The organism is Escherichia sp. SCLE84 (genome assembly GCF_012584495.1).
Lineage (GTDB): Bacteria > Pseudomonadota > Gammaproteobacteria > Enterobacterales > Enterobacteriaceae > ECMA0423.
Genome location: NZ_CP051430.1, coordinates 2,331,462 through 2,350,782, shown reverse-complemented (window position 1 = coordinate 2,350,782; position 19,321 = coordinate 2,331,462). Strand labels below are relative to the sequence as shown.

Annotated in this window: 17 protein-coding genes; 9 read left to right on the top strand and 8 right to left on the bottom strand. The window is 52.0% G+C overall.

The window, feature by feature from the left end:
- Positions 1-31: 31 nt before the first annotated feature.
- Positions 32-2,737 (top strand): preprotein translocase subunit SecA, encoded by a 2,706-nt coding sequence (gene secA, locus HGD79_RS11570; protein WP_000905795.1) that lies wholly within the window; start codon positions 32-34, stop codon positions 2,735-2,737.
- Positions 2,738-2,796: 59 nt separating this feature from the next.
- The gene (mutT, locus tag HGD79_RS11565) at positions 2,797-3,186 is read left to right on the top strand and encodes an 8-oxo-dGTP diphosphatase MutT (RefSeq protein WP_000736013.1); all 390 of its coding nucleotides are present in this window, start codon (positions 2,797-2,799) and stop codon (positions 3,184-3,186) included.
- A 99-nt stretch (positions 3,187-3,285) separates the two neighbouring features.
- Here the strand turns inward: mutT and yacG are convergent, their stop codons facing one another.
- Genes yacG through coaE form a run of 3 tightly spaced genes read right to left on the bottom strand, consistent with a single transcriptional unit; the run spans position 3,286 to position 4,856 of the window.
- Positions 3,286-3,483 carry a DNA gyrase inhibitor YacG gene (gene yacG / locus HGD79_RS11560; protein ID WP_000005042.1) on the bottom strand — a complete coding sequence of 66 codons (198 nt, stop codon included), beginning with the start codon at positions 3,481-3,483 and terminating at the stop codon, positions 3,286-3,288.
- 9 nt (positions 3,484-3,492) lie between these two features.
- Positions 3,493-4,236, bottom strand: coding sequence for a cell division protein ZapD (zapD, locus tag HGD79_RS11555; protein ID WP_001194734.1), 744 nt, complete (start codon positions 4,234-4,236; stop codon positions 3,493-3,495).
- On the bottom strand, positions 4,236-4,856 hold the full coding sequence (gene coaE, locus HGD79_RS11550; protein ID WP_001269520.1) for a dephospho-CoA kinase: 621 nt from the start codon (positions 4,854-4,856) through the stop codon (positions 4,236-4,238). Before coaE ends, zapD begins: the two co-directional genes overlap by 1 nt.
- 24 nt (positions 4,857-4,880) lie before the next feature.
- Here coaE and HGD79_RS26370 point away from each other — a divergent pair, with 24 nt between their 5' ends.
- Positions 4,881-4,925: a protein YacM gene (locus tag HGD79_RS26370; RefSeq protein WP_120795372.1), complete on the top strand. Its 45-nt coding sequence runs from the start codon at positions 4,881-4,883 to the stop codon at positions 4,923-4,925.
- A gap of 155 nt (positions 4,926-5,080) precedes the next feature.
- Positions 5,081-6,124, top strand: coding sequence for a GMP reductase (guaC, locus tag HGD79_RS11545; RefSeq protein WP_001217338.1), 1,044 nt, complete (start codon positions 5,081-5,083; stop codon positions 6,122-6,124).
- A 34-nt stretch (positions 6,125-6,158) separates the two neighbouring features.
- Here guaC and hofC read toward each other — a convergent pair whose 3' ends face one another.
- The 4 genes from hofC to nadC form a co-directional block, all read right to left on the bottom strand.
- Positions 6,159-7,361, bottom strand: a complete 1,203-nt coding sequence (gene hofC / locus HGD79_RS11540) for a protein transport protein HofC (protein ID WP_000157234.1) — start codon at positions 7,359-7,361, stop codon at positions 6,159-6,161.
- A complete protein-coding gene (gene gspE / locus HGD79_RS11535) occupies positions 7,351-8,736 on the bottom strand; it encodes a type II secretion system protein GspE (protein WP_001025155.1) in 1,386 nt (461 codons plus the stop codon). The genes hofC and gspE overlap by 11 nt, the downstream gene beginning before the upstream one ends.
- A 9-nt stretch (positions 8,737-8,745) precedes the next feature.
- Positions 8,746-9,186 (bottom strand): prepilin peptidase-dependent pilin, encoded by a 441-nt coding sequence (gene ppdD, locus HGD79_RS11530; RefSeq protein ID WP_168848401.1) that lies wholly within the window; start codon positions 9,184-9,186, stop codon positions 8,746-8,748.
- A 202-nt stretch (positions 9,187-9,388) separates the two neighbouring features.
- A complete protein-coding gene (gene nadC / locus HGD79_RS11525; RefSeq protein WP_001135174.1) occupies positions 9,389-10,282 on the bottom strand; it encodes a carboxylating nicotinate-nucleotide diphosphorylase in 894 nt (297 codons plus the stop codon).
- 87 nt (positions 10,283-10,369) lie between these two features.
- On the opposite strand from nadC, the gene ampD reads away from it, so the two are divergent.
- Both ampD and ampE read left to right on the top strand, forming a co-directional pair.
- Positions 10,370-10,921, top strand: coding sequence for a 1,6-anhydro-N-acetylmuramyl-L-alanine amidase AmpD (gene ampD, locus HGD79_RS11520; RefSeq protein WP_000923721.1), 552 nt, complete (start codon positions 10,370-10,372; stop codon positions 10,919-10,921).
- Positions 10,918-11,772, top strand: coding sequence for a beta-lactamase regulator AmpE (ampE, locus tag HGD79_RS11515; protein WP_000172005.1), 855 nt, complete (start codon positions 10,918-10,920; stop codon positions 11,770-11,772). Before ampD ends, ampE begins: the two co-directional genes overlap by 4 nt.
- Positions 11,773-11,814: 42 nt before the next feature.
- Here the strand turns inward: ampE and aroP are convergent, their stop codons facing one another.
- A complete protein-coding gene (gene aroP / locus HGD79_RS11510) occupies positions 11,815-13,188 on the bottom strand; it encodes an aromatic amino acid transporter AroP (protein ID WP_000969915.1) in 1,374 nt (457 codons plus the stop codon).
- A gap of 540 nt (positions 13,189-13,728) precedes the next feature.
- Here aroP and pdhR point away from each other — a divergent pair.
- The 3 genes from pdhR (at position 13,729) to aceF (ending at position 19,224) form a co-directional block, all read left to right on the top strand.
- A complete protein-coding gene (gene pdhR, locus HGD79_RS11505) occupies positions 13,729-14,493 on the top strand; it encodes a pyruvate dehydrogenase complex transcriptional repressor PdhR (RefSeq protein ID WP_000331776.1) in 765 nt (254 codons plus the stop codon).
- A 160-nt stretch (positions 14,494-14,653) separates the two neighbouring features.
- On the top strand, positions 14,654-17,317 hold the full coding sequence (gene aceE / locus HGD79_RS11500; protein ID WP_000003820.1) for a pyruvate dehydrogenase (acetyl-transferring), homodimeric type: 2,664 nt from the start codon (positions 14,654-14,656) through the stop codon (positions 17,315-17,317).
- 14 nt (positions 17,318-17,331) lie between these two features.
- Positions 17,332-19,224 (top strand): pyruvate dehydrogenase complex dihydrolipoyllysine-residue acetyltransferase, encoded by a 1,893-nt coding sequence (aceF, locus tag HGD79_RS11495; RefSeq protein ID WP_000963563.1) that lies wholly within the window; start codon positions 17,332-17,334, stop codon positions 19,222-19,224.
- Positions 19,225-19,321 lie beyond the last annotated feature (97 nt).

The window sequence follows — 19,321 nt, the reverse complement described above, 5'->3', positions numbered from 1 at the left end:
CTCCGCAACGCGGGGCGTTTGAGATTTTATTATGCTAATCAAATTGTTAACTAAAGTTTTCGGTAGTCGTAACGATCGCACCCTGCGCCGGATGCGCAAAGTGGTCAACATCATCAATGCCATGGAACCGGAGATGGAAAAACTCTCCGACGAAGAACTGAAAGGGAAAACCGCAGAGTTTCGTGCACGTCTGGAAAAAGGCGAAGTGCTGGAAAATCTGATCCCGGAAGCTTTCGCCGTGGTACGTGAGGCAAGTAAGCGCGTCTTTGGTATGCGTCACTTCGACGTTCAGTTACTCGGCGGTATGGTTCTTAACGAACGCTGCATCGCCGAAATGCGTACCGGTGAAGGTAAAACCCTGACCGCAACGCTGCCTGCTTACCTGAACGCACTAACCGGTAAAGGCGTGCACGTAGTTACCGTCAACGACTACCTGGCGCAACGTGACGCCGAAAACAACCGTCCGCTGTTTGAATTCCTTGGCCTGACTGTCGGTATCAACCTGCCGGGCATGCCAGCACCGGCAAAGCGCGAAGCTTACGCAGCTGACATCACTTACGGTACGAACAACGAATACGGCTTTGACTACCTGCGCGACAATATGGCGTTCAGCCCTGAAGAACGTGTACAGCGTAAACTGCACTATGCGCTGGTGGACGAAGTGGACTCCATCCTGATCGATGAAGCGCGTACACCGCTGATCATTTCCGGCCCGGCAGAAGACAGCTCGGAAATGTATAAACGCGTGAATAAAATTATTCCGCACCTGATCCGTCAGGAAAAAGAAGACTCCGAAACCTTCCAGGGCGAAGGCCACTTCTCGGTGGACGAAAAATCTCGCCAGGTGAACCTGACCGAACGTGGTCTGGTGCTGATTGAAGAACTGCTGGTGAAAGAGGGCATCATGGATGAAGGGGAGTCTCTGTACTCTCCGGCCAACATCATGCTGATGCACCACGTAACGGCGGCGCTGCGCGCTCATGCGCTGTTTACCCGCGACGTCGACTACATCGTTAAAGATGGTGAAGTTATCATCGTTGACGAACACACCGGTCGTACCATGCAGGGCCGTCGCTGGTCCGATGGTCTGCACCAGGCTGTGGAAGCGAAAGAAGGTGTGCAGATCCAGAACGAAAACCAAACGCTGGCTTCGATCACCTTCCAGAACTACTTCCGTCTGTATGAAAAACTGGCGGGGATGACCGGTACTGCTGATACCGAAGCTTTCGAATTTAGCTCCATCTACAAGCTGGATACCGTCGTTGTTCCGACCAACCGTCCAATGATTCGTAAAGATCTGCCGGACCTGGTCTACATGACTGAAGCGGAAAAAATTCAGGCGATCATTGAAGATATCAAAGAACGTACTGCGAAAGGCCAGCCGGTGCTGGTGGGTACTATCTCCATCGAAAAATCGGAGCTGGTGTCAAACGAACTGACCAAAGCCGGTATTAAGCACAACGTCCTGAACGCCAAATTCCACGCCAACGAAGCGGCGATTGTTGCTCAGGCAGGTTATCCGGCTGCGGTGACTATCGCGACCAATATGGCGGGTCGTGGTACAGATATTGTGCTCGGTGGTAGCTGGCAGGCAGAAGTTGCCGCGCTGGAAAATCCGACCGTAGAGCAAATTGAAAAAATTAAAGCCGACTGGCAGGTACGTCACGATGCGGTACTGGAAGCAGGTGGCCTGCATATCATCGGTACCGAGCGTCACGAATCCCGTCGTATCGATAACCAGTTGCGCGGTCGTTCTGGTCGTCAGGGGGATGCTGGTTCTTCCCGTTTCTACCTGTCGATGGAAGATGCGCTGATGCGTATTTTTGCTTCCGACCGAGTATCCGGCATGATGCGTAAACTGGGTATGAAGCCAGGCGAAGCCATTGAACACCCGTGGGTGACTAAAGCGATTGCCAACGCCCAGCGTAAAGTTGAAAGTCGTAACTTCGACATTCGTAAGCAACTGCTGGAATATGATGACGTGGCTAACGATCAGCGTCGCGCCATTTACTCCCAGCGTAACGAACTGCTGGATGTCAGCGATGTGAGCGAAACCATCAACAGCATTCGTGAAGATGTGTTCAAAGCCACCATTGATGCCTACATTCCGCCACAGTCGCTGGAAGAAATGTGGGATATTCCGGGGCTGCAGGAACGTCTGAAGAACGATTTCGACCTCGATTTACCAATTGCCGAGTGGCTGGATAAAGAACCAGAACTGCATGAAGAGACGCTGCGTGAGCGCATTCTGGCGCAGTCCATCGAAGTGTATCAGCGTAAAGAAGAAGTGGTTGGTGCTGAGATGATGCGTCACTTCGAGAAAGGCGTCATGCTGCAAACGCTTGACTCCCTGTGGAAAGAGCACCTGGCAGCGATGGACTATCTGCGTCAGGGTATCCACCTGCGTGGCTATGCACAGAAAGATCCGAAGCAGGAATACAAACGTGAATCGTTCTCCATGTTTGCAGCGATGCTGGAGTCGTTAAAATATGAAGTTATCAGCACGCTGAGCAAAGTCCAGGTACGTATGCCTGAAGAGGTTGAGGAGCTGGAACAACAGCGTCGTATGGAAGCCGAGCGTTTAGCGCAAATGCAGCAGCTTAGCCATCAGGATGACGACTCTGCAGCCGCAGCTGCACTGGCGGCGCAAACCGGTGAGCGCAAAGTAGGACGTAACGATCCTTGCCCGTGCGGTTCTGGTAAAAAATACAAGCAGTGCCATGGTCGCCTGCAATAAAAGCTAACAGTTGAAGTAAAAGGCGCAGGATTCTGCGCCTTTTTTATAGGTTTAAGACAATGAAAAAGCTGCAAATTGCGGTAGGTATTATTCGCAACGAGAACAATGAAATCTTTATAACGCGTCGCGCAGCAGATGCGCACATGGCGAATAAACTGGAGTTTCCCGGCGGTAAAATTGAAATGGGCGAAACGCCGGAACAGGCGGTGGTGCGTGAACTTCAGGAAGAAGTCGGGATTACCCCACAACATTTTTCGCTATTTGAAAAACTGGAATATGAATTCCCGGACAGGCATATAACTCTGTGGTTCTGGCTGGTCGAAAGCTGGGAAGGGGAGCCGTGGGGTAAAGAAGGGCAACCCGGTGAGTGGATGTCGCTAGTCGGTCTTAATGCCGATGATTTTCCGCCAGCCAATGAACCGGTAATTGCGAAGCTTAAGCGTCTGTAGGTCGGATAAGGCGTTCACGCCGCATCCGACATTTGCACAAGATGCCTGATGCGACGCTGTCCGCGTCTTATCAGGCCTACGTGCGGCATCAGACAAATGTCACTGCTTTGGCTCTTCGCTCCAGTCATCGCTTTCGGAAAGATCGCCACTGCTGGGGATTCGTTTTTCTTCAGCAGCCCATTCTCCGAGGTCGATCAGCTGACAACGTTTGGAGCAAAATGGCCGAAACGGGCTGATTTCACCCCACACCACCGTTTTCCCGCAGGTTGGGCAATTCACCGTAATAGTTTCTGACATTTTCACTCCTTAGCAACAGGCCAGTTCGAAATCCAGACGTTCCGGTACCTGTCCGTTTTCAGTGTCCAGCGGCATAAAACGAATGGCAAAACGGCTCTTATGTCCGGAAATTTGCGGATAAAGCTGTGAATCGAGCGACAGATTCAGGCGCAGCAAGTCGGCATCGCCACCGTTATCCTGATAAAAACCATTCAGGCTGGTTTGTTTACGGAAGGGAGCCGACTGGCGAATTAAATCCAGCACCATGGTAAGTGCCTGGGTGAGCGGGTTCAGGCTGGCAATCCAGGTTTCTACCTGGCTGTCGCGCTGCGCCTGGGGTAGATGCAGCCAAATGTGCAATGTAGGTAAATCAAAGCTGCAACAGCCGCCTGGGATGCTCAGTCGCTGACGCACCAGAGCAATCAAACGATCTTCACGCAGAAATTGCCCGATACGCGGCGCGGAAATTAATACGCTCCCCGCCGCTTTTAACTGCTGAATTAATGCTTCAATACGGCTCTGGTCCACGCCAGGCACGCCAATCCAGGTCTGGAGTTTACGTTGCTGCCGGTCAAGTTCTTTCAACAGCTCAGTGCGGACTTCGCCGCGCTCGAAAACATCCAGTAATTCACTGACATTACGGAAGAAATGCAGCGCGCCAGCGTGGTCAACGATGGGTAAATTAACGGTGAGTTGCTGAATCAAAAACTCAATGCGCAGCCATGTACGCATTTTTTCATTTAGTGGATGTTCAAAAAGGACCTGGGTCTGCATTACGGTTTTTCCTGTGAGACAAACTGCGACGCAAGCTGCAAATAGTGTGCGTGCAGGCGGGCAACATCCGATGCGATAGCATCCGGTGCGCCGTTATTATCAATGACGTCATCTGCCACGGCAAGGCGGGCTTCGCGCGTTGCCTGAGCAGCAAGGATTTGTTCGACATGCTCGCGAGTTACATCATCGCGCTGCATGGTGCGCTTAAGTTGCGTTTCTGGGCTGACATCCACCACCAGCACTCGATTCGCTTTTTTATACAGTGAGTTTTCTACCAGCAATGGCACAACCCACAGTACATAGGGGGAAGTAGCTTGCTGGATCTGGTGTTGCGTCTCTTGCTGAATCAGCGGATGCAGCAGGGCGTTAAGCCAGTTTTTCTCTTCCGGGTTGGCGAAGATCCGCTCGCGCAAGGCCCGGCGCTGCAATGTTCCATCAGCAGCAATCATGTTAGCGCCAAAGTGATCAGCAATGGCATGTAGCGCAGGTGCACCTGGTTCAACCACCTGACGCGCAATAATATCGGCATCAATGACGTTAATTCCGAGATCAGCAAACGCATTGGCAACGGTACTCTTGCCACTGCCAATGCCTCCCGTTAAGGCAACTATATACCTCATAATTTATATTCCCGGGAATTCATCATGATTATCAAAACGTTAAAAATGAGTGCACGAAAGCGAAATTGATGAAACGTTCGCTCACTATTTACCAGGTAAATTTATGGGATTGTAGCGTAAAAAAAGACAATTTCGCAGTCTTGCGCCGCATTGATTAGTGCGTATGATAGCGTCACTGGAGTTGCGCTCTTACCCTTATAGCCATTAACCCCAGGAATCCGCACATGCGTATTGAAGAAGATCTGAAGTTAGGTTTTAAAGACGTTCTCATCCGCCCTAAACGCTCCACTCTTAAAAGCCGTTCCGATGTTGAACTGGAACGTCAATTCACCTTCAAACATTCAGGTCAGAGCTGGTCCGGCGTGCCAATTATCGCCGCAAATATGGACACCGTAGGTACATTTTCTATGGCCTCTGCGCTGGCTTCTTTTGATATTTTGACTGCTGTGCATAAACACTATTCTGTCGAAGAGTGGCAAGCGTTTATCAACAATTCTTCCGCTGATGTGCTGAAACATGTGATGGTTTCTACCGGTACGTCTGATGCGGATTTCGAAAAAACTAAACAGATTCTCGACCTGAACCCGGCATTAAACTTCGTTTGTATTGATGTGGCGAATGGTTATTCCGAACACTTCGTGCAGTTCGTTGCGAAAGCGCGTGAAGCGTGGCCGACCAAAACCATTTGTGCTGGCAACGTAGTGACTGGTGAAATGTGTGAGGAGCTTATCCTCTCCGGTGCTGATATCGTTAAAGTTGGCATTGGCCCAGGTTCTGTTTGTACAACTCGCGTCAAAACAGGCGTCGGTTATCCGCAGCTTTCTGCGGTAATCGAATGTGCCGATGCGGCGCACGGTCTGGGCGGAATGATCGTCAGCGACGGTGGCTGCACCACGCCGGGCGATGTCGCAAAAGCCTTTGGCGGCGGTGCCGATTTCGTCATGCTTGGCGGCATGCTGGCGGGCCACGAAGAGAGCGGCGGTCGCATCGTTGAGGAGAACGGCGAGAAATTTATGCTGTTCTACGGCATGAGCTCCGAGTCTGCGATGAAACGTCACGTTGGCGGCGTTGCGGAATATCGCGCAGCAGAAGGTAAAACCGTTAAGCTGCCGCTGCGAGGCCCGGTTGAAAATACCGCGCGTGATATTTTGGGCGGCCTGCGTTCAGCTTGTACATACGTTGGGGCTTCACGCCTGAAAGAACTGACCAAGCGCACCACATTTATCCGTGTGCAGGAACAAGAAAACCGCATCTTCAACAACCTGTAATCTTCCAACGCTGGTGTGGAGCAACACGCCAGCGTTATCCCATCCCACTCATCGCATCGCCTAAATGGAAAATTGGCAGATACATCGCCACCACCAGCGTACCGATAATTCCTCCCGTTATGATCAGCAACGCCGGTTCCAGTAAGGCTGCGAGGTTATCCGCCAGCGCCATTGTGTTATCCCGATGATGATGGGCGAGGTTGTCTAACATGAGGTCCAGCGAGCCGGATGCCTCTCCTGTTCTCACTAATTGCAAACAGAGCGGGCTAAACTCCCCGGTATTTTTTAGCGCCAGCCAGATGGGATGACCGTTACTGATATCGTGCTGGATTTGTGTCAGAAGTTGCACCCAGTACGGGCAGCGCATTGTTTCTCTGACGCTCTCTACGCCCTGCAAAAAAGTAATGCCTGCACTTTGTGTCAGCGCCAGAATCGTAAAAATCTGCGTGAGTTTTTGTCCCCGCATCAGTGAACCCATAATCGGGATGCGTAACAGCAATTTCTGCCGCACTATAAGCCAGGTCGGTCGGCGCATCAGCAACTTATTGGCTATCGCCAGCAGAAAGCCGAACAACACCAGCAGCCAGCTCCATTCGCCACTAAAGTCTGCCAGCGTCATGATCCCCTGCGTTAGTGCCGGTAGTGGGGTGTTGAAGGTCTTATAGATAGCGGCAAACTCCGGCAGAACAAAATGCAGCATTGCCACAACCACCATGATTGCCATCGCTAAAATGATGATGGGATAACGTAACGCTGATTTCACTTTGTCGGTCAACTGACGCTGGGCTTTTTGCTGACGCGCCAGTTCAAAGCAGCATTCATCCAGCTTACCGGTCAGTTCACCCGTGCGGATCATTGCCTGATAGAGTGGCGGAAATACCTCTGACCAGGGTAATAAGGCATTGGAAAAAGCAATGCCCTGTTCGAGATCGTGCGCCAGCGATTGCAGCAACGCTTGCCATTGCTTACTGGGATGCTGTTCCGCCAGCAGTGCCAGCCCTTCAGAAAGCGTTAACCCGGCTTTGAGTAGCGTCGCCAGTTGATGAATGACTTCCGCGCTTTTATCTCCTCGCCACTGCGCAGAATTGATGGCGATTCGCTTCAGGCTAAGTGGGGTAACCATCTGTTGCTGTAGTGCCATGAGCAGCAAAGCACGGCTCTCTGCCCATAGCATCCCATCTTGCGCATTGCCGTCGCCGGTTATGCCATGCCAGCGCCAGAGTTGCTTACTCGCCATGCGGCATCCCCAGTACGCGGATTAACTCTTCAAAGGTGGTTAAGCCTTGCTCCACGGCCAGGCAGCCGTTTTCAAAAAGCGTACGCATACCCGCCTGTCGTGCGTGCGTTTCCAGCGATTCAACGTCGGTATTAGCGGAAATAAGCTGACGAATGACCGGCGTTATGGGCAGAACTTCAAATAAGGCCGTACGACCATAAAAACCGTGGTAGCAATGTACACAACCGGGTGCCTGCCAGTGGGGCAGCGGCGATGGCCATACATTGTCTGGAATGTGGATGGGCTCCCCTTGCTGCCGGCGACAATGTGGGCAAAGTTTGCGTACCAGACGCTGGGCTATTACCAGCGTAAGCGCCGATGATAGCATCCAGCGGGCGACCCCCATTTGCTGTAAACGTACCAGCGTTTCGCAGGTGGAATTAGTGTGTAGGGTAGACAACACCAGGTGACCAGTTTGCGCCGCTTTAATAGCGATCTCTGCTGTTTCGCCATCGCGGATCTCTCCGATCATGATGACGTCAGGATCCTGGCGCAATAACGCACGCAACACGCCCTGAAAGGTGAGTCCGGCACGCGGATGGATTTGCGTCTGGTTTAGTCCGGCTATGGGGATCTCAACCGGATCTTCGACGCTACAAATATTAATGTCAGCGGTATTCAGCGTTTGCAGGGCACTATAAAGCGTGACCGTTTTGCCGCTGCCTGTAGGGCCAGTTACCAGCACCAGTCCCTGTGGTTGTTGCAAGGCATGAGCAAAGTCCGCCAGTTGTAACGGCTGCATTCCAAGCGTGTTGACATCCAGTGCCTGGCTCACCTGCTGTAACAACCTTAATACCACCTTTTCACCACCCCGACATGGTAAGGTCGCAATACGAAATGAGACGGCGTTTCCTGCCAGTTCGACAGTGAATTGCCCGTCCTGCGGCAGGCGATGTTCCGCAATATCCAGGTTTCCCAGCACTTTTAATCTGGCGGTTAATGCGACTCCGGCATCCGGTGAAACATCCGGTAAAGGATGCAATACGCCGTCGATACGCAAGCGGATGCGGTAGGCATTGTCCGCTGGTTCGATATGAATATCAGACGCGCGTTGTTCCAGCGCAGATTGTAACGTTCGAGTTAGCAACTCTGCTTTGGGCTGATGCTTCTCCTGAACAGCTACGGGCAATGTCTGTTGTGTGCGACTGGCGTGACCTTCCATTTGTTGGCGCGTCCAGCAGGTGATCTCAATACGTTTGGTGGTAGCGAAATGCAATGCGTCCAGTAGCTCATGCGAAGGTGCATCGACTACCGCAACATGAACCACCTCTTCGCTGGCATCCAGCAAGACTCCATGATAACGCAGACACAGGGCAGTGAGCTGTGGAATATTCATTGCCGCTCCTTAGTTGGCGTCATCAAAGCGGAAGACATCTTCGCAGGCTTGATGCAATGCGCTGTCACTTTGAATATTGCAGTTGCGCGTCCAGCCGGTGACGCCGTTTGCGTTATCCCAACCCGGTGTCATGACGACGCTTAGTCCATTGAGACTTTCTTGCCCGGTCAGCGACACCACGCCTTTTGCCACTCTCATGGCTGAAACATAGTGGGTGGTGGTAGGCGAGGGAATGCCATTGCTGCCACCGTCGCAGGTATCTAATCCACCATGTTCCAGCGCGCACAACTCTACGGCGGTACGGTAAGGCACAAAGGTTTGTAGCATGTCGGTGAGTGCGGCTTTGCGCAGGTAGTTTTGATAAGCGGGAATACCAATGGCGCTTAAAATGGCAATGATGCCAATAACCACCATCAGTTCGATAAGTGTAAAACCGCGTTGCTTGTCCATCTGTTTCGCTCCTTGATTTGGTTGGCGCTACTTTGGCAAACGCCATCAGCACAGGCGAGGGGCAAAAAACGAAACGGGAAAGCAGATTCCGAGGTTTTTTATTTCGTTGCAGCGAAAGACAAGAAATTTGCGAGGCGTTACGAAGAAAGTTGGGGAAGGGGAGATTATCCGCCCGCGATGGAGCGGATAAATCTGTCAACTATTAGCGAAAACGCATTGAAAGGTCGAGTGCTTGTACGTGTTTAGTTAGCGCACCGACGGAGATAAAGTCCACGCCCGTTTCGGCAAATTCACGCAGTGTTTTGTCAGTGACGTTGCCAGACACTTCCAGTAGCGCCTTGCCGTTGGTGCGTTTGACGGCTTCGCGCATCTGTTCTGTTTCGAAGTTATCCAGCATGATGATATCGGCTCCTGCTTTCAGGGCTTCATCAAGTTCTTCCAGATTCTCTACTTCGACTTCTACTGGCGCATCCGGGTGCAGCCAGGACGCTTTTTCGACCGCCTGGCGCACTGAGCCGGAGGCAATAATATGGTTTTCTTTGATCAGGAAGGCATCAGAAAGCCCCAGACGGTGATTCGCTCCGCCGCCGCAAAGTACCGCGTATTTCAGAGCTGAACGCAGGCCGGGTAAGGTTTTGCGCGTATCCAACAACTGCGTGTTGGTGCCTTCCAGCAATTCGACATAGTGGCGTACCTTACTGGCAACTCCTGAAAGGGTTTGCACAAAATTAAGCGCAGTGCGTTCGCCCGTTAACAGCACGCGGGATGGGCCTTCAAGTTCGAACAAGGATTGATTGGCATTGATGACATCGCCGTCATCCACATGCCAGATTATGGTGACATCGTCGCCTGCCAGTTGAATAAACACCTCTTCAACCCAGCGTTTGCCGCAAAAGACGCCATTCTCGCGGGTGATCACCGTGGCATGAGAGCGAGAATTTTCCGGTAAAAGTTTTGCCGTAATATCATTGTTGGCATCGACTGTTCCGCCTAAATCTTCCCGCAGCGCCTGGGCCACCGCGCCGGGGATATCGAGATTAATGCGTTCCAGCAGCTCGTCACGTCGGGTGTCAGGGTTATAGCGGCGAGGCGGCATGTTAAAACTCCAGATAGCTAACGAATCATAAGGTAGAAACATGCTACTCTGAACCGGGTATTAGCACCACATATAAGGAGATCCTGCATGTTGTTAGAACAGGGGTGGCTGGTTGGCGCGCGCCGCGTTCCCTCACCACATTACGATTGCCGCCCGGATGACGAAACACCCACCCTGCTGGTGGTGCACAATATTAGCCTGCCGCCAGGCGAGTTTGGCGGTCCGTGGATCGACGCATTATTCACTGGAACTATTGATCCGCAGGCACATCCTTTCTTTGCTGAGATCGCCCATTTGCGCGTCTCCGCTCACTGTTTGATTCGCCGTGATGGTGAAATAGTCCAGTATGTTCCTTTCGATAAACGTGCATGGCATGCGGGAGTCTCTCAGTATCAGGGGCGCGAACGCTGCAATGATTTTTCTATTGGGATTGAGCTTGAAGGCACCGATACGCTGGCGTATACCGATGCGCAGTATCAACAGCTTGCGGCGGTTACGCGGGCACTGATTGATTGCTATCCGGATATCGCTAAAAACATGACGGGCCATTGTGATATTGCGCCGGATCGGAAAACCGATCCCGGTCCTGCATTTGATTGGGCACGGTTTCGTGTGCTGGTCAGCAAGGAGACAACATGACGCTATTTACAACCTTACTGGTGTTAATTTTCGAGCGCCTGTTTAAGTTGGGCGAGCACTGGCAGCTTGATCATCGTCTTGAAGCGTTCTTTCGGCGGGTGAAACATTTTTCTCTCGGGCGCACGTTAGGCATGACCATTATTGCGATGGGCGTGACTTTTTTACTGTTACGCGCATTGCAGGGAGTATTGTTCAACGTTCCCACGCTACTGGTGTGGCTGCTGATTGGTTTGCTGTGTATTGGCGCAGGTAAAGTTCGTCTTCATTATCATGCTTATCTGACAGCTGCTTCACGTAATGATAGCCATGCCCGTGCCACGATGGCTGGCGAACTCACCATGATTCACGGCGTCCCGGCAGGCTGCGACGAACGTGAGTATTTGCGTGAGCTGCAAAATGCATTGCTGTGGATTAACTTTCGTTTTTATCTTGCACCGCTGTTCTGGCTGATTGTGGGGGGAACCTGGGGACCCGTTACGCTGATGGGGTATGCGTTTTTGCGTGCATGGCAATACTGGCTGGCGCGATATCAGACGCCGCATCATCGTTTACAGTCCGGCATTGATGCCGTGCTTCATGTACTGGATTGGGTGCCGGTTCGTCTTGCGGGTGTGGTATATGCCTTGATCGGTCATGGTGAGAAAGCGTTACCGGCCTGGTTTGCTTCGCTGGGTGATTTCCATACTTCGCAGTATCAGGTGTTAACGCGTCTGGCGCAGTTCTCTCTGGCGCGTGAACCGCATGTCGATAAGGTGGAGACGCCGAAGGCAGCGGTTTCAATGGCGAAGAAAACCTCGTTCGTGGTCGTGGTGGTGATTGCACTACTGACGATTTACGGGGCGTTGGTGTAAAGATTATTGCCCTCACCCTGTACGGGTGAGGGCGTAGAGAGATTAATGCGCTTTTACGGCTTTGGCGGTTTTCTCTTTAAACAGATAGCCGATACCTAACACGATCAGCCATACCGGGATCAGGTATACCGAAATCGCCATTCCTGGGGTCATCAGCATAATCACCAGTACCGCCGCCATAAACAGCAGGCAGATCCAGTTACCCAGCGGATAAAGCAGAGCAGGGAAGCGAGTTACCACGCCTTGTTCCTGCTTGGCGCGACGGAATTTCATATGCGCCAGGCTAATCATCGCCCAGTTGATTACCAGTGCAGATACCACCAGCGCCATTAACAGTCCGAAAGCGGACTCTGGGGCAAGGTAGTTAATCAGTACGCACAACGCCGTTACCAGTGCAGACACCAGAATGGTATTTACTGGTACACCACGTTTATCGACAGACGCCAGCGCTTTTGGCGCATTACCCTGTTGTGCCAGACCAAACAGCATACGGCTGTTGCAATATACGCAGCTGTTGTACACGGAGAGCGCCGCAGTCAGTACCACGATGTTCAGCGCATTCGCCACAAAGGTATCGCCTAACTCGTGGAAGATCAGCACAAACGGACTGGTATCGGCGGTAACGCGGGTCCACGGCATCAGTGAGAGCAGAACGGCTAACGAACCAATATAGAAAATCAGGATGCGGTAGATAACCTGGTTAGTTGCTTTCGGTATACTTTGCTCCGGGTTATCAGCTTCTGCTGCGGTGATCCCCACCAGTTCCAGACCACCGAACGAGAACATGATAATCGCCATCATCATCACCAGCCCGGTGAAGCCGTGCGGCAGGAAACCACCCTGATCCCACAGGTTGCTAACGGTCGCCTGCGGGCCGCCGTTGCCACTGAATAGCAGCCAGCCGCCGAAGATGATCATCGCTACCACCGCGATAACTTTGATAATGGCAAACCAGAACTCCATCTCGCCAAACACTTTAACGTTGGTCAGGTTGATGGCGTTAATCACCACAAAGAATACGGCGGCAGAAACCCAGGTGGGGATTTCCGGATACCAGAACTGAATGTATTTACCCACGGCAGTCAGCTCAGCCATGGCAACTAAAACGTACAGTACCCAGTAGTTCCAGCCAGAGGCGAAACCGGCAAAACTGCCCCAGTATTTATAAGCAAAGTGGCTAAAGGAGCCTGCGACAGGTTCTTCGACCACCATTTCACCCAGCTGACGCATGATCAGAAAGGCGATAAAACCAGCAATGGCGTAACCCAGGATAATCCCTGGCCCTGCGGACTGTATTACGGAGGCGCTACCCAGGAATAGCCCTGTCCCTATCGCGCCACCCAGCGCGATAAGCTGAATATGGCGGTTTTTAAGGCCGCGCTTTAGCTGCTCGCCGTGCTGTTGACCTTCCATCATGAAACCTCGTGCGGTGATTGTTTTTTTGATCTACGCAGTGATGCGTGTGTAAGTTTGCAATTCCGTTTGTTGTATTAATTTGTTTACATCAAAGAAGTTTGAATTGTTACAAAAAGACTTCCGTCAGATCAAGAATAATGGTATGCGGCAGCGAATGCACCCGCTTTATGCATGGTTGAAGATGAGTTGCTTAAAAAGAAACCGTTTGTAAAGCTCAGCCTCAACCCCTCTCAATATGTAGAATGAATTTAAATTCGTTTTAATTGAATTAAAAATCACAAAATTGGTAAGTGAATCGGTTCAATTCGGATTTTTATAGTTTAATAATCGTTAAAAAACTCCTTTCCTACGTAAAGTCTACATTTGTGCATAGTTACAACTTTGAAACGTTATATATGTCAAGTTGTTAAAATGTGCACAGTTTCATGATTTCAATCAAAACCTGTATGGACATAAGGTGAATACTTTGTTACTTTAGCGTCACAGACATGAAATTGGTAAGACCAATTGACTTCGGCAAGTGGCTTAAGACAGGAACTCATGGCCTACAGCAAAATCCGCCAACCAAAACTCTCCGATGTGATTGAGCAGCAACTGGAGTTTTTGATCCTCGAAGGCACTCTCCGCCCGGGCGAAAAACTCCCACCGGAACGCGAACTGGCAAAACAGTTTGACGTCTCCCGTCCCTCCTTGCGTGAGGCGATTCAACGTCTCGAAGCGAAGGGCTTGTTGCTTCGTCGCCAGGGTGGCGGCACTTTTGTCCAGAGCAGCCTATGGCAAAGCTTCAGCGATCCGCTGGTGGAGCTGCTCTCCGACCATCCTGAGTCACAGTATGACTTGCTCGAAACACGACACGCCCTGGAAGGTATCGCCGCTTATTACGCCGCGCTGCGTAGTACCGATGAAGACAAGGAACGCATCCGTGAACTCCACCACGCCATAGAGCTGGCGCAGCAGTCTGGCGATCTGGACGCGGAATCAAACGCCGTACTCCAGTATCAGATTGCCGTCACCGAAGCGGCCCACAATGTGGTTCTGCTTCATCTGCTAAGGTGTATGGAGCCGATGTTGGCCCAGAATGTCCGCCAGAACTTCGAATTGCTCTATTCGCGTCGCGAGATGCTGCCGCTGGTGAGTAGTCACCGCACCCGCATATTTGAAGCGATTATGGCCGGTAAGCCGGAAGAAGCGCGCGAAGCATCGCATCGCCATCTGGCCTTTATCGAAGAAATTTTGCTCGACAGAAGTCGTGAAGAGAGCCGCCGTGAGCGTTCTCTGCGTCGTCTGGAGCAACGAAAGAATTAGTGATTTTTCTGGTAAAAATTATCCAGAAGATGTTGTAAATCAAGCGCATATAAAAGCGCGGCAACTAAACGTAGAACCTGTCTTATTGAGCTTTCCGGCGAGAGTTCAATGGGACAGGTTCCAGAAAACTCAACGTTATTAGATAGATAAGGAATAACCCATGTCAGAACGTTTCCCAAATGACGTGGATCCGATCGAAACTCGCGACTGGCTCCAGGCGATCGAATCGGTCATCCGTGAAGAAGGTGTTGAGCGTGCTCAGTATCTGATCGACCAACTGCTTGCTGAAGCCCGCAAAGGCGGTGTAAACGTAGCCGCAGGCACAGGTATCAGCAACTACATCAACACCATCCCCGTTGAAGAACAACCGGAGTATCCGGGTAATCTGGAACTGGAACGCCGTATTCGTTCAGCTATCCGCTGGAACGCCATCATGACGGTTCTGCGTGCGTCGAAAAAAGACCTCGAACTGGGCGGTCATATGGCGTCCTTCCAGTCTTCCGCAACCATTTATGATGTGTGCTTTAACCACTTCTTCCGTGCACGCAACGAGCAGGATGGCGGCGACCTGGTTTACTTCCAGGGCCACATCTCCCCGGGCGTGTACGCTCGTGCTTTCCTGGAAGGTCGTCTGACTCAGGAGCAGCTGGATAACTTCCGTCAGGAAGTTCACGGCAATGGCCTCTCTTCCTATCCGCACCCGAAACTGATGCCGGAATTCTGGCAGTTCCCGACCGTATCTATGGGTCTGGGGCCGATTGGTGCTATTTACCAGGCTAAATTCCTGAAATATCTGGAACACCGTGGTCTGAAAGATACCTCTAAACAGACCGTTTACGCGTTCCTCGGCGACGGTGAAATGGACGAACCGGAATCCAAAGGTGCGATCACCATCGCTACCCGTGAAAAACTGGATAACCTGGTCTTCGTTATCAACTGTAACCTGCAGCGTCTTGACGGCCCGGTCACCGGTAACGGCAAGATCATCAACGAACTGGAAGGCATCTTCGAAGGTGCTGGCTGGAACGTGATCAAAGTGATGTGGGGTAGCCGTTGGGATGAACTGCTGCGTAAAGATACCAGCGGTAAACTGATCCAGCTGATGAACGAAACCGTTGACGGCGACTACCAGACCTTCAAATCGAAAGATGGTGCGTACGTTCGTGAACACTTCTTCGGTAAATATCCTGAAACCGCAGCACTGGTTGCAGACTGGACTGACGAGCAGATCTGGGCACTGAACCGTGGTGGTCACGATCCGAAGAAAATCTACGCTGCATTCAAGAAAGCGCAGGAAACCAAAGGCAAAGCGACAGTAATCCTTGCTCATACCATTAAAGGTTACGGCATGGGCGACGCGGCTGAAGGTAAAAACATCGCGCACCAGGTTAAGAAAATGAACATGGACGGCGTGCGTCACATCCGCGACCGTTTCAATGTGCCGGTGTCTGATGCAGATATCGAAAAACTGCCGTACATCACCTTCCCGGAAGGTTCTGAAGAGCATACCTATCTGCACGCACAGCGTCAGAAACTGCACGGTTATCTGCCAAGCCGTCAGCCGAACTTCACCGAGAAGCTTGAGCTGCCGAGCCTGCAAGACTTCGGCGCGCTGCTGGAAGAGCAGAGCAAAGAGATCTCTACCACTATCGCTTTCGTTCGTGCCCTGAACGTAATGCTGAAGAACAAGTCGATCAAAGATCGTCTGGTACCGATCATCGCCGACGAAGCGCGTACTTTCGGTATGGAAGGTCTGTTCCGTCAGATTGGTATTTACAGCCCGAACGGTCAGCAGTACACCCCGCAGGACCGCGAGCAGGTTGCTTACTATAAAGAAGACGAGAAAGGTCAGATTCTGCAGGAAGGGATCAACGAGTTGGGCGCAGGTTGTTCCTGGCTGGCAGCGGCGACCTCTTACAGCACCAACAATCTGCCGATGATTCCGTTCTACATCTATTACTCGATGTTCGGCTTCCAGCGTATCGGCGATCTGTGCTGGGCGGCTGGCGACCAGCAAGCGCGTGGCTTCCTGATCGGCGGTACTTCCGGTCGTACCACCCTGAACGGTGAAGGTCTGCAGCACGAAGATGGTCACAGCCACATTCAGTCGCTGACTATCCCGAACTGTATCTCTTACGACCCGGCTTACGCTTACGAAGTTGCTGTCATTATGCATGACGGTCTGGAGCGTATGTACGGTGAAAAACAAGAGAACGTTTACTACTACATCACTACGCTGAACGAAAACTACCACATGCCGGCAATGCCGGAAGGTGCTGAGGAAGGTATCCGTAAAGGTATCTACAAACTCGAAACCATTGAAGGTAGCAAAGGTAAAGTTCAGCTGCTGGGCTCCGGTTCCATCCTGCGTCACGTCCGTGAAGCGGCAGAGATCCTGGCGAAAGATTACGGCGTAGGTTCTGACGTTTATAGCGTGACCTCCTTCACCGAACTGGCGCGAGATGGTCAGGATTGTGAACGCTGGAACATGCTGCACCCGCTGGAAACTCCGCGCGTTCCGTATATCGCTCAGGTGATGAACGACGCTCCGGCAGTGGCATCTACCGACTATATGAAACTGTTCGCTGAGCAGGTCCGTACTTACGTACCGGCTGACGACTACCGCGTACTGGGTACTGATGGCTTCGGTCGTTCCGACAGCCGTGAGAACCTGCGTCACCACTTCGAAGTTGATGCTTCCTACGTGGTTGTAGCGGCGCTGGGCGAACTGGCTAAACGTGGCGAAATCGATAAGAAAGTGGTTGCTGACGCAATCGCCAAATTCAACATCGATGCAGATAAAGTTAACCCGCGTCTGGCGTAAGAGGTAAAAGAATAATGGCTATCGAAATCAAAGTACCGGACATCGGGGCTGATGAAGTTGAAATCACCGAGATCCTGGTCAAAGTGGGCGACAAAGTTGAAGCCGAACAGTCGCTGATCACCGTAGAAGGCGACAAAGCCTCTATGGAAGTTCCGTCTCCGCAGGCGGGTATCGTTAAAGAGATCAAAGTCTCTGTTGGCGATAAAACCCAGACCGGCGCACTGATTATGATTTTCGATTCCGCCGACGGTGCAGCAGACGCTGCACCTGCTCAGGCAGAAGAGAAGAAAGAAACAGCTCCGGCAGCAGCACCAGCGGCTGCAGCGGCAAAAGACGTTAACGTTCCGGATATCGGCAGCGACGAAGTTGAAGTGACCGAAATCCTGGTGAAAGTTGGCGATAAAGTTGAAGCTGAACAGTCGCTGATCACCGTAGAAGGCGATAAAGCTTCTATGGAAGTTCCGGCTCCGTTTGCTGGCACCGTGAAAGAGATCAAAGTGAACGTGGGTGACAAAGTGTCTACCGGCTCGCTGATTATGGTCTTCGAAGTCGCGGGTGAAGCAGGCGCGGCAGCTCCGGCGGCTAAACAGGAAGCGGCTCCGGCAGCGGCCCCTGCACCAGCGGCTGGCGTGAAAGAAGTTAACGTTCCGGATATCGGCGGTGACGAAGTTGAAGTGACCGAAGTGATGGTGAAAGTGGGTGACAAAATTGCCGCTGAACAGTCACTGATCACCGTAGAAGGCGATAAAGCTTCTATGGAAGTCCCGGCTCCGTTTGCAGGCGTCGTGAAGGAACTGAAAGTCAACGTTGGCGATAAAGTGAAAACTGGCTCGCTGATTATGATCTTCGAAGTTGAAGGCGCAGCGCCTGCGGCAGCTCCTGCGAAACAGGAAGCGGCAGCGCCGGCTCCGGCAGCAAAAGCTGAAGCTCCGGCAGCAGCACCGGCTGCGAAAGCGGAAGGCAAATCTGAATTTGCAGAAAACGACGCTTACGTTCACGCGACTCCGCTGATCCGCCGTCTGGCACGCGAGTTTGGCGTTAACCTGGCGAAAGTGAAGGGCACTGGCCGTAAAGGTCGTATCCTGCGCGAAGACGTTCAGGCTTACGTGAAAGAAGCTATCAAACGTGCAGAAGCAGCTCCGGCGGCGACTGGCGGCGGTATCCCAGGCATGCTGCCGTGGCCGAAGGTGGACTTCAGCAAGTTTGGTGAAATCGAAGAAGTGGAACTGGGCCGTATCCAGAAAATTTCTGGTGCGAACCTGAGCCGTAACTGGGTGATGATCCCGCATGTTACTCACTTCGACAAAACCGATATCACCGAGCTGGAAGCGTTCCGTAAACAGCAGAACGAAGAAGCGGCGAAACGTAAGCTGGATGTGAAGATCACCCCGGTTGTCTTCATCATGAAAGCCGTTGCTGCAGCTCTTGAGCAGATGCCTCGCTTCAACAGTTCGTTGTCGGAAGACGGTCAGCGTCTGACCCTGAAGAAATACATCAACATCGGTGTGGCGGTGGATACCCCGAACGGTCTGGTTGTTCCGGTATTCAAAGACGTCAACAAGAAAGGCATCATCGAGCTGTCTCGCGAGCTGATGACTATTTCTAAGAAAGCGCGTGACGGTAAGCTGACTGCGGGCGAAATGCAGGGCGGTTGCTTCACCATCTCCAGCATCGGCGGCCTGGGTACTACCCACTTCGCGCCGATTGTGAACGCGCCGGAAGTGGCTATCCTCGGCGTTTCCAAGTCCGCGATGGAGCCGGTGTGGAATGGTAAAGAGTTCGTGCCGCGTCTGATGCTGCCGATTTCTCTCTCCTTCGACCACCGCGTGATCGACGGTGCTGATGGTGCCCGTTTCATTACCATCATTAACAACACGCTGTCTGACATTCGCCGTCTGGTGATGTAAGTAAAAGAGCCGGCCCAACGGCCGGCTTTTTTCTGGTAATCTCATGAATGTATTGAGGTTATTAGCGAATAGACAAATCGGTTGCCGTTTGTTGTTT

Coding starts and splice junctions, on each gene's coding strand:
- secA (WP_000905795.1), top strand. CDS start 32: ATGCTAATCAAATTGTTAACTAAAGTTTTCGGTAGTCGTAACGATCGC.
- mutT (WP_000736013.1), top strand. CDS start 2,797: ATGAAAAAGCTGCAAATTGCGGTAGGTATTATTCGCAACGAGAACAAT.
- yacG (WP_000005042.1), bottom strand. CDS start 3,483: ATGTCAGAAACTATTACGGTGAATTGCCCAACCTGCGGGAAAACGGTG.
- zapD (WP_001194734.1), bottom strand. CDS start 4,236: ATGCAGACCCAGGTCCTTTTTGAACATCCACTAAATGAAAAAATGCGT.
- coaE (WP_001269520.1), bottom strand. CDS start 4,856: ATGAGGTATATAGTTGCCTTAACGGGAGGCATTGGCAGTGGCAAGAGT.
- guaC (WP_001217338.1), top strand. CDS start 5,081: ATGCGTATTGAAGAAGATCTGAAGTTAGGTTTTAAAGACGTTCTCATC.
- hofC (WP_000157234.1), bottom strand. CDS start 7,361: ATGGCGAGTAAGCAACTCTGGCGCTGGCATGGCATAACCGGCGACGGC.
- gspE (WP_001025155.1), bottom strand. CDS start 8,736: ATGAATATTCCACAGCTCACTGCCCTGTGTCTGCGTTATCATGGAGTC.
- ppdD (WP_168848401.1), bottom strand. CDS start 9,186: ATGGACAAGCAACGCGGTTTTACACTTATCGAACTGATGGTGGTTATT.
- nadC (WP_001135174.1), bottom strand. CDS start 10,282: ATGCCGCCTCGCCGCTATAACCCTGACACCCGACGTGACGAGCTGCTG.
- ampD (WP_000923721.1), top strand. CDS start 10,370: ATGTTGTTAGAACAGGGGTGGCTGGTTGGCGCGCGCCGCGTTCCCTCA.
- ampE (WP_000172005.1), top strand. CDS start 10,918: ATGACGCTATTTACAACCTTACTGGTGTTAATTTTCGAGCGCCTGTTT.
- aroP (WP_000969915.1), bottom strand. CDS start 13,188: ATGATGGAAGGTCAACAGCACGGCGAGCAGCTAAAGCGCGGCCTTAAA.
- pdhR (WP_000331776.1), top strand. CDS start 13,729: ATGGCCTACAGCAAAATCCGCCAACCAAAACTCTCCGATGTGATTGAG.
- aceE (WP_000003820.1), top strand. CDS start 14,654: ATGTCAGAACGTTTCCCAAATGACGTGGATCCGATCGAAACTCGCGAC.
- aceF (WP_000963563.1), top strand. CDS start 17,332: ATGGCTATCGAAATCAAAGTACCGGACATCGGGGCTGATGAAGTTGAA.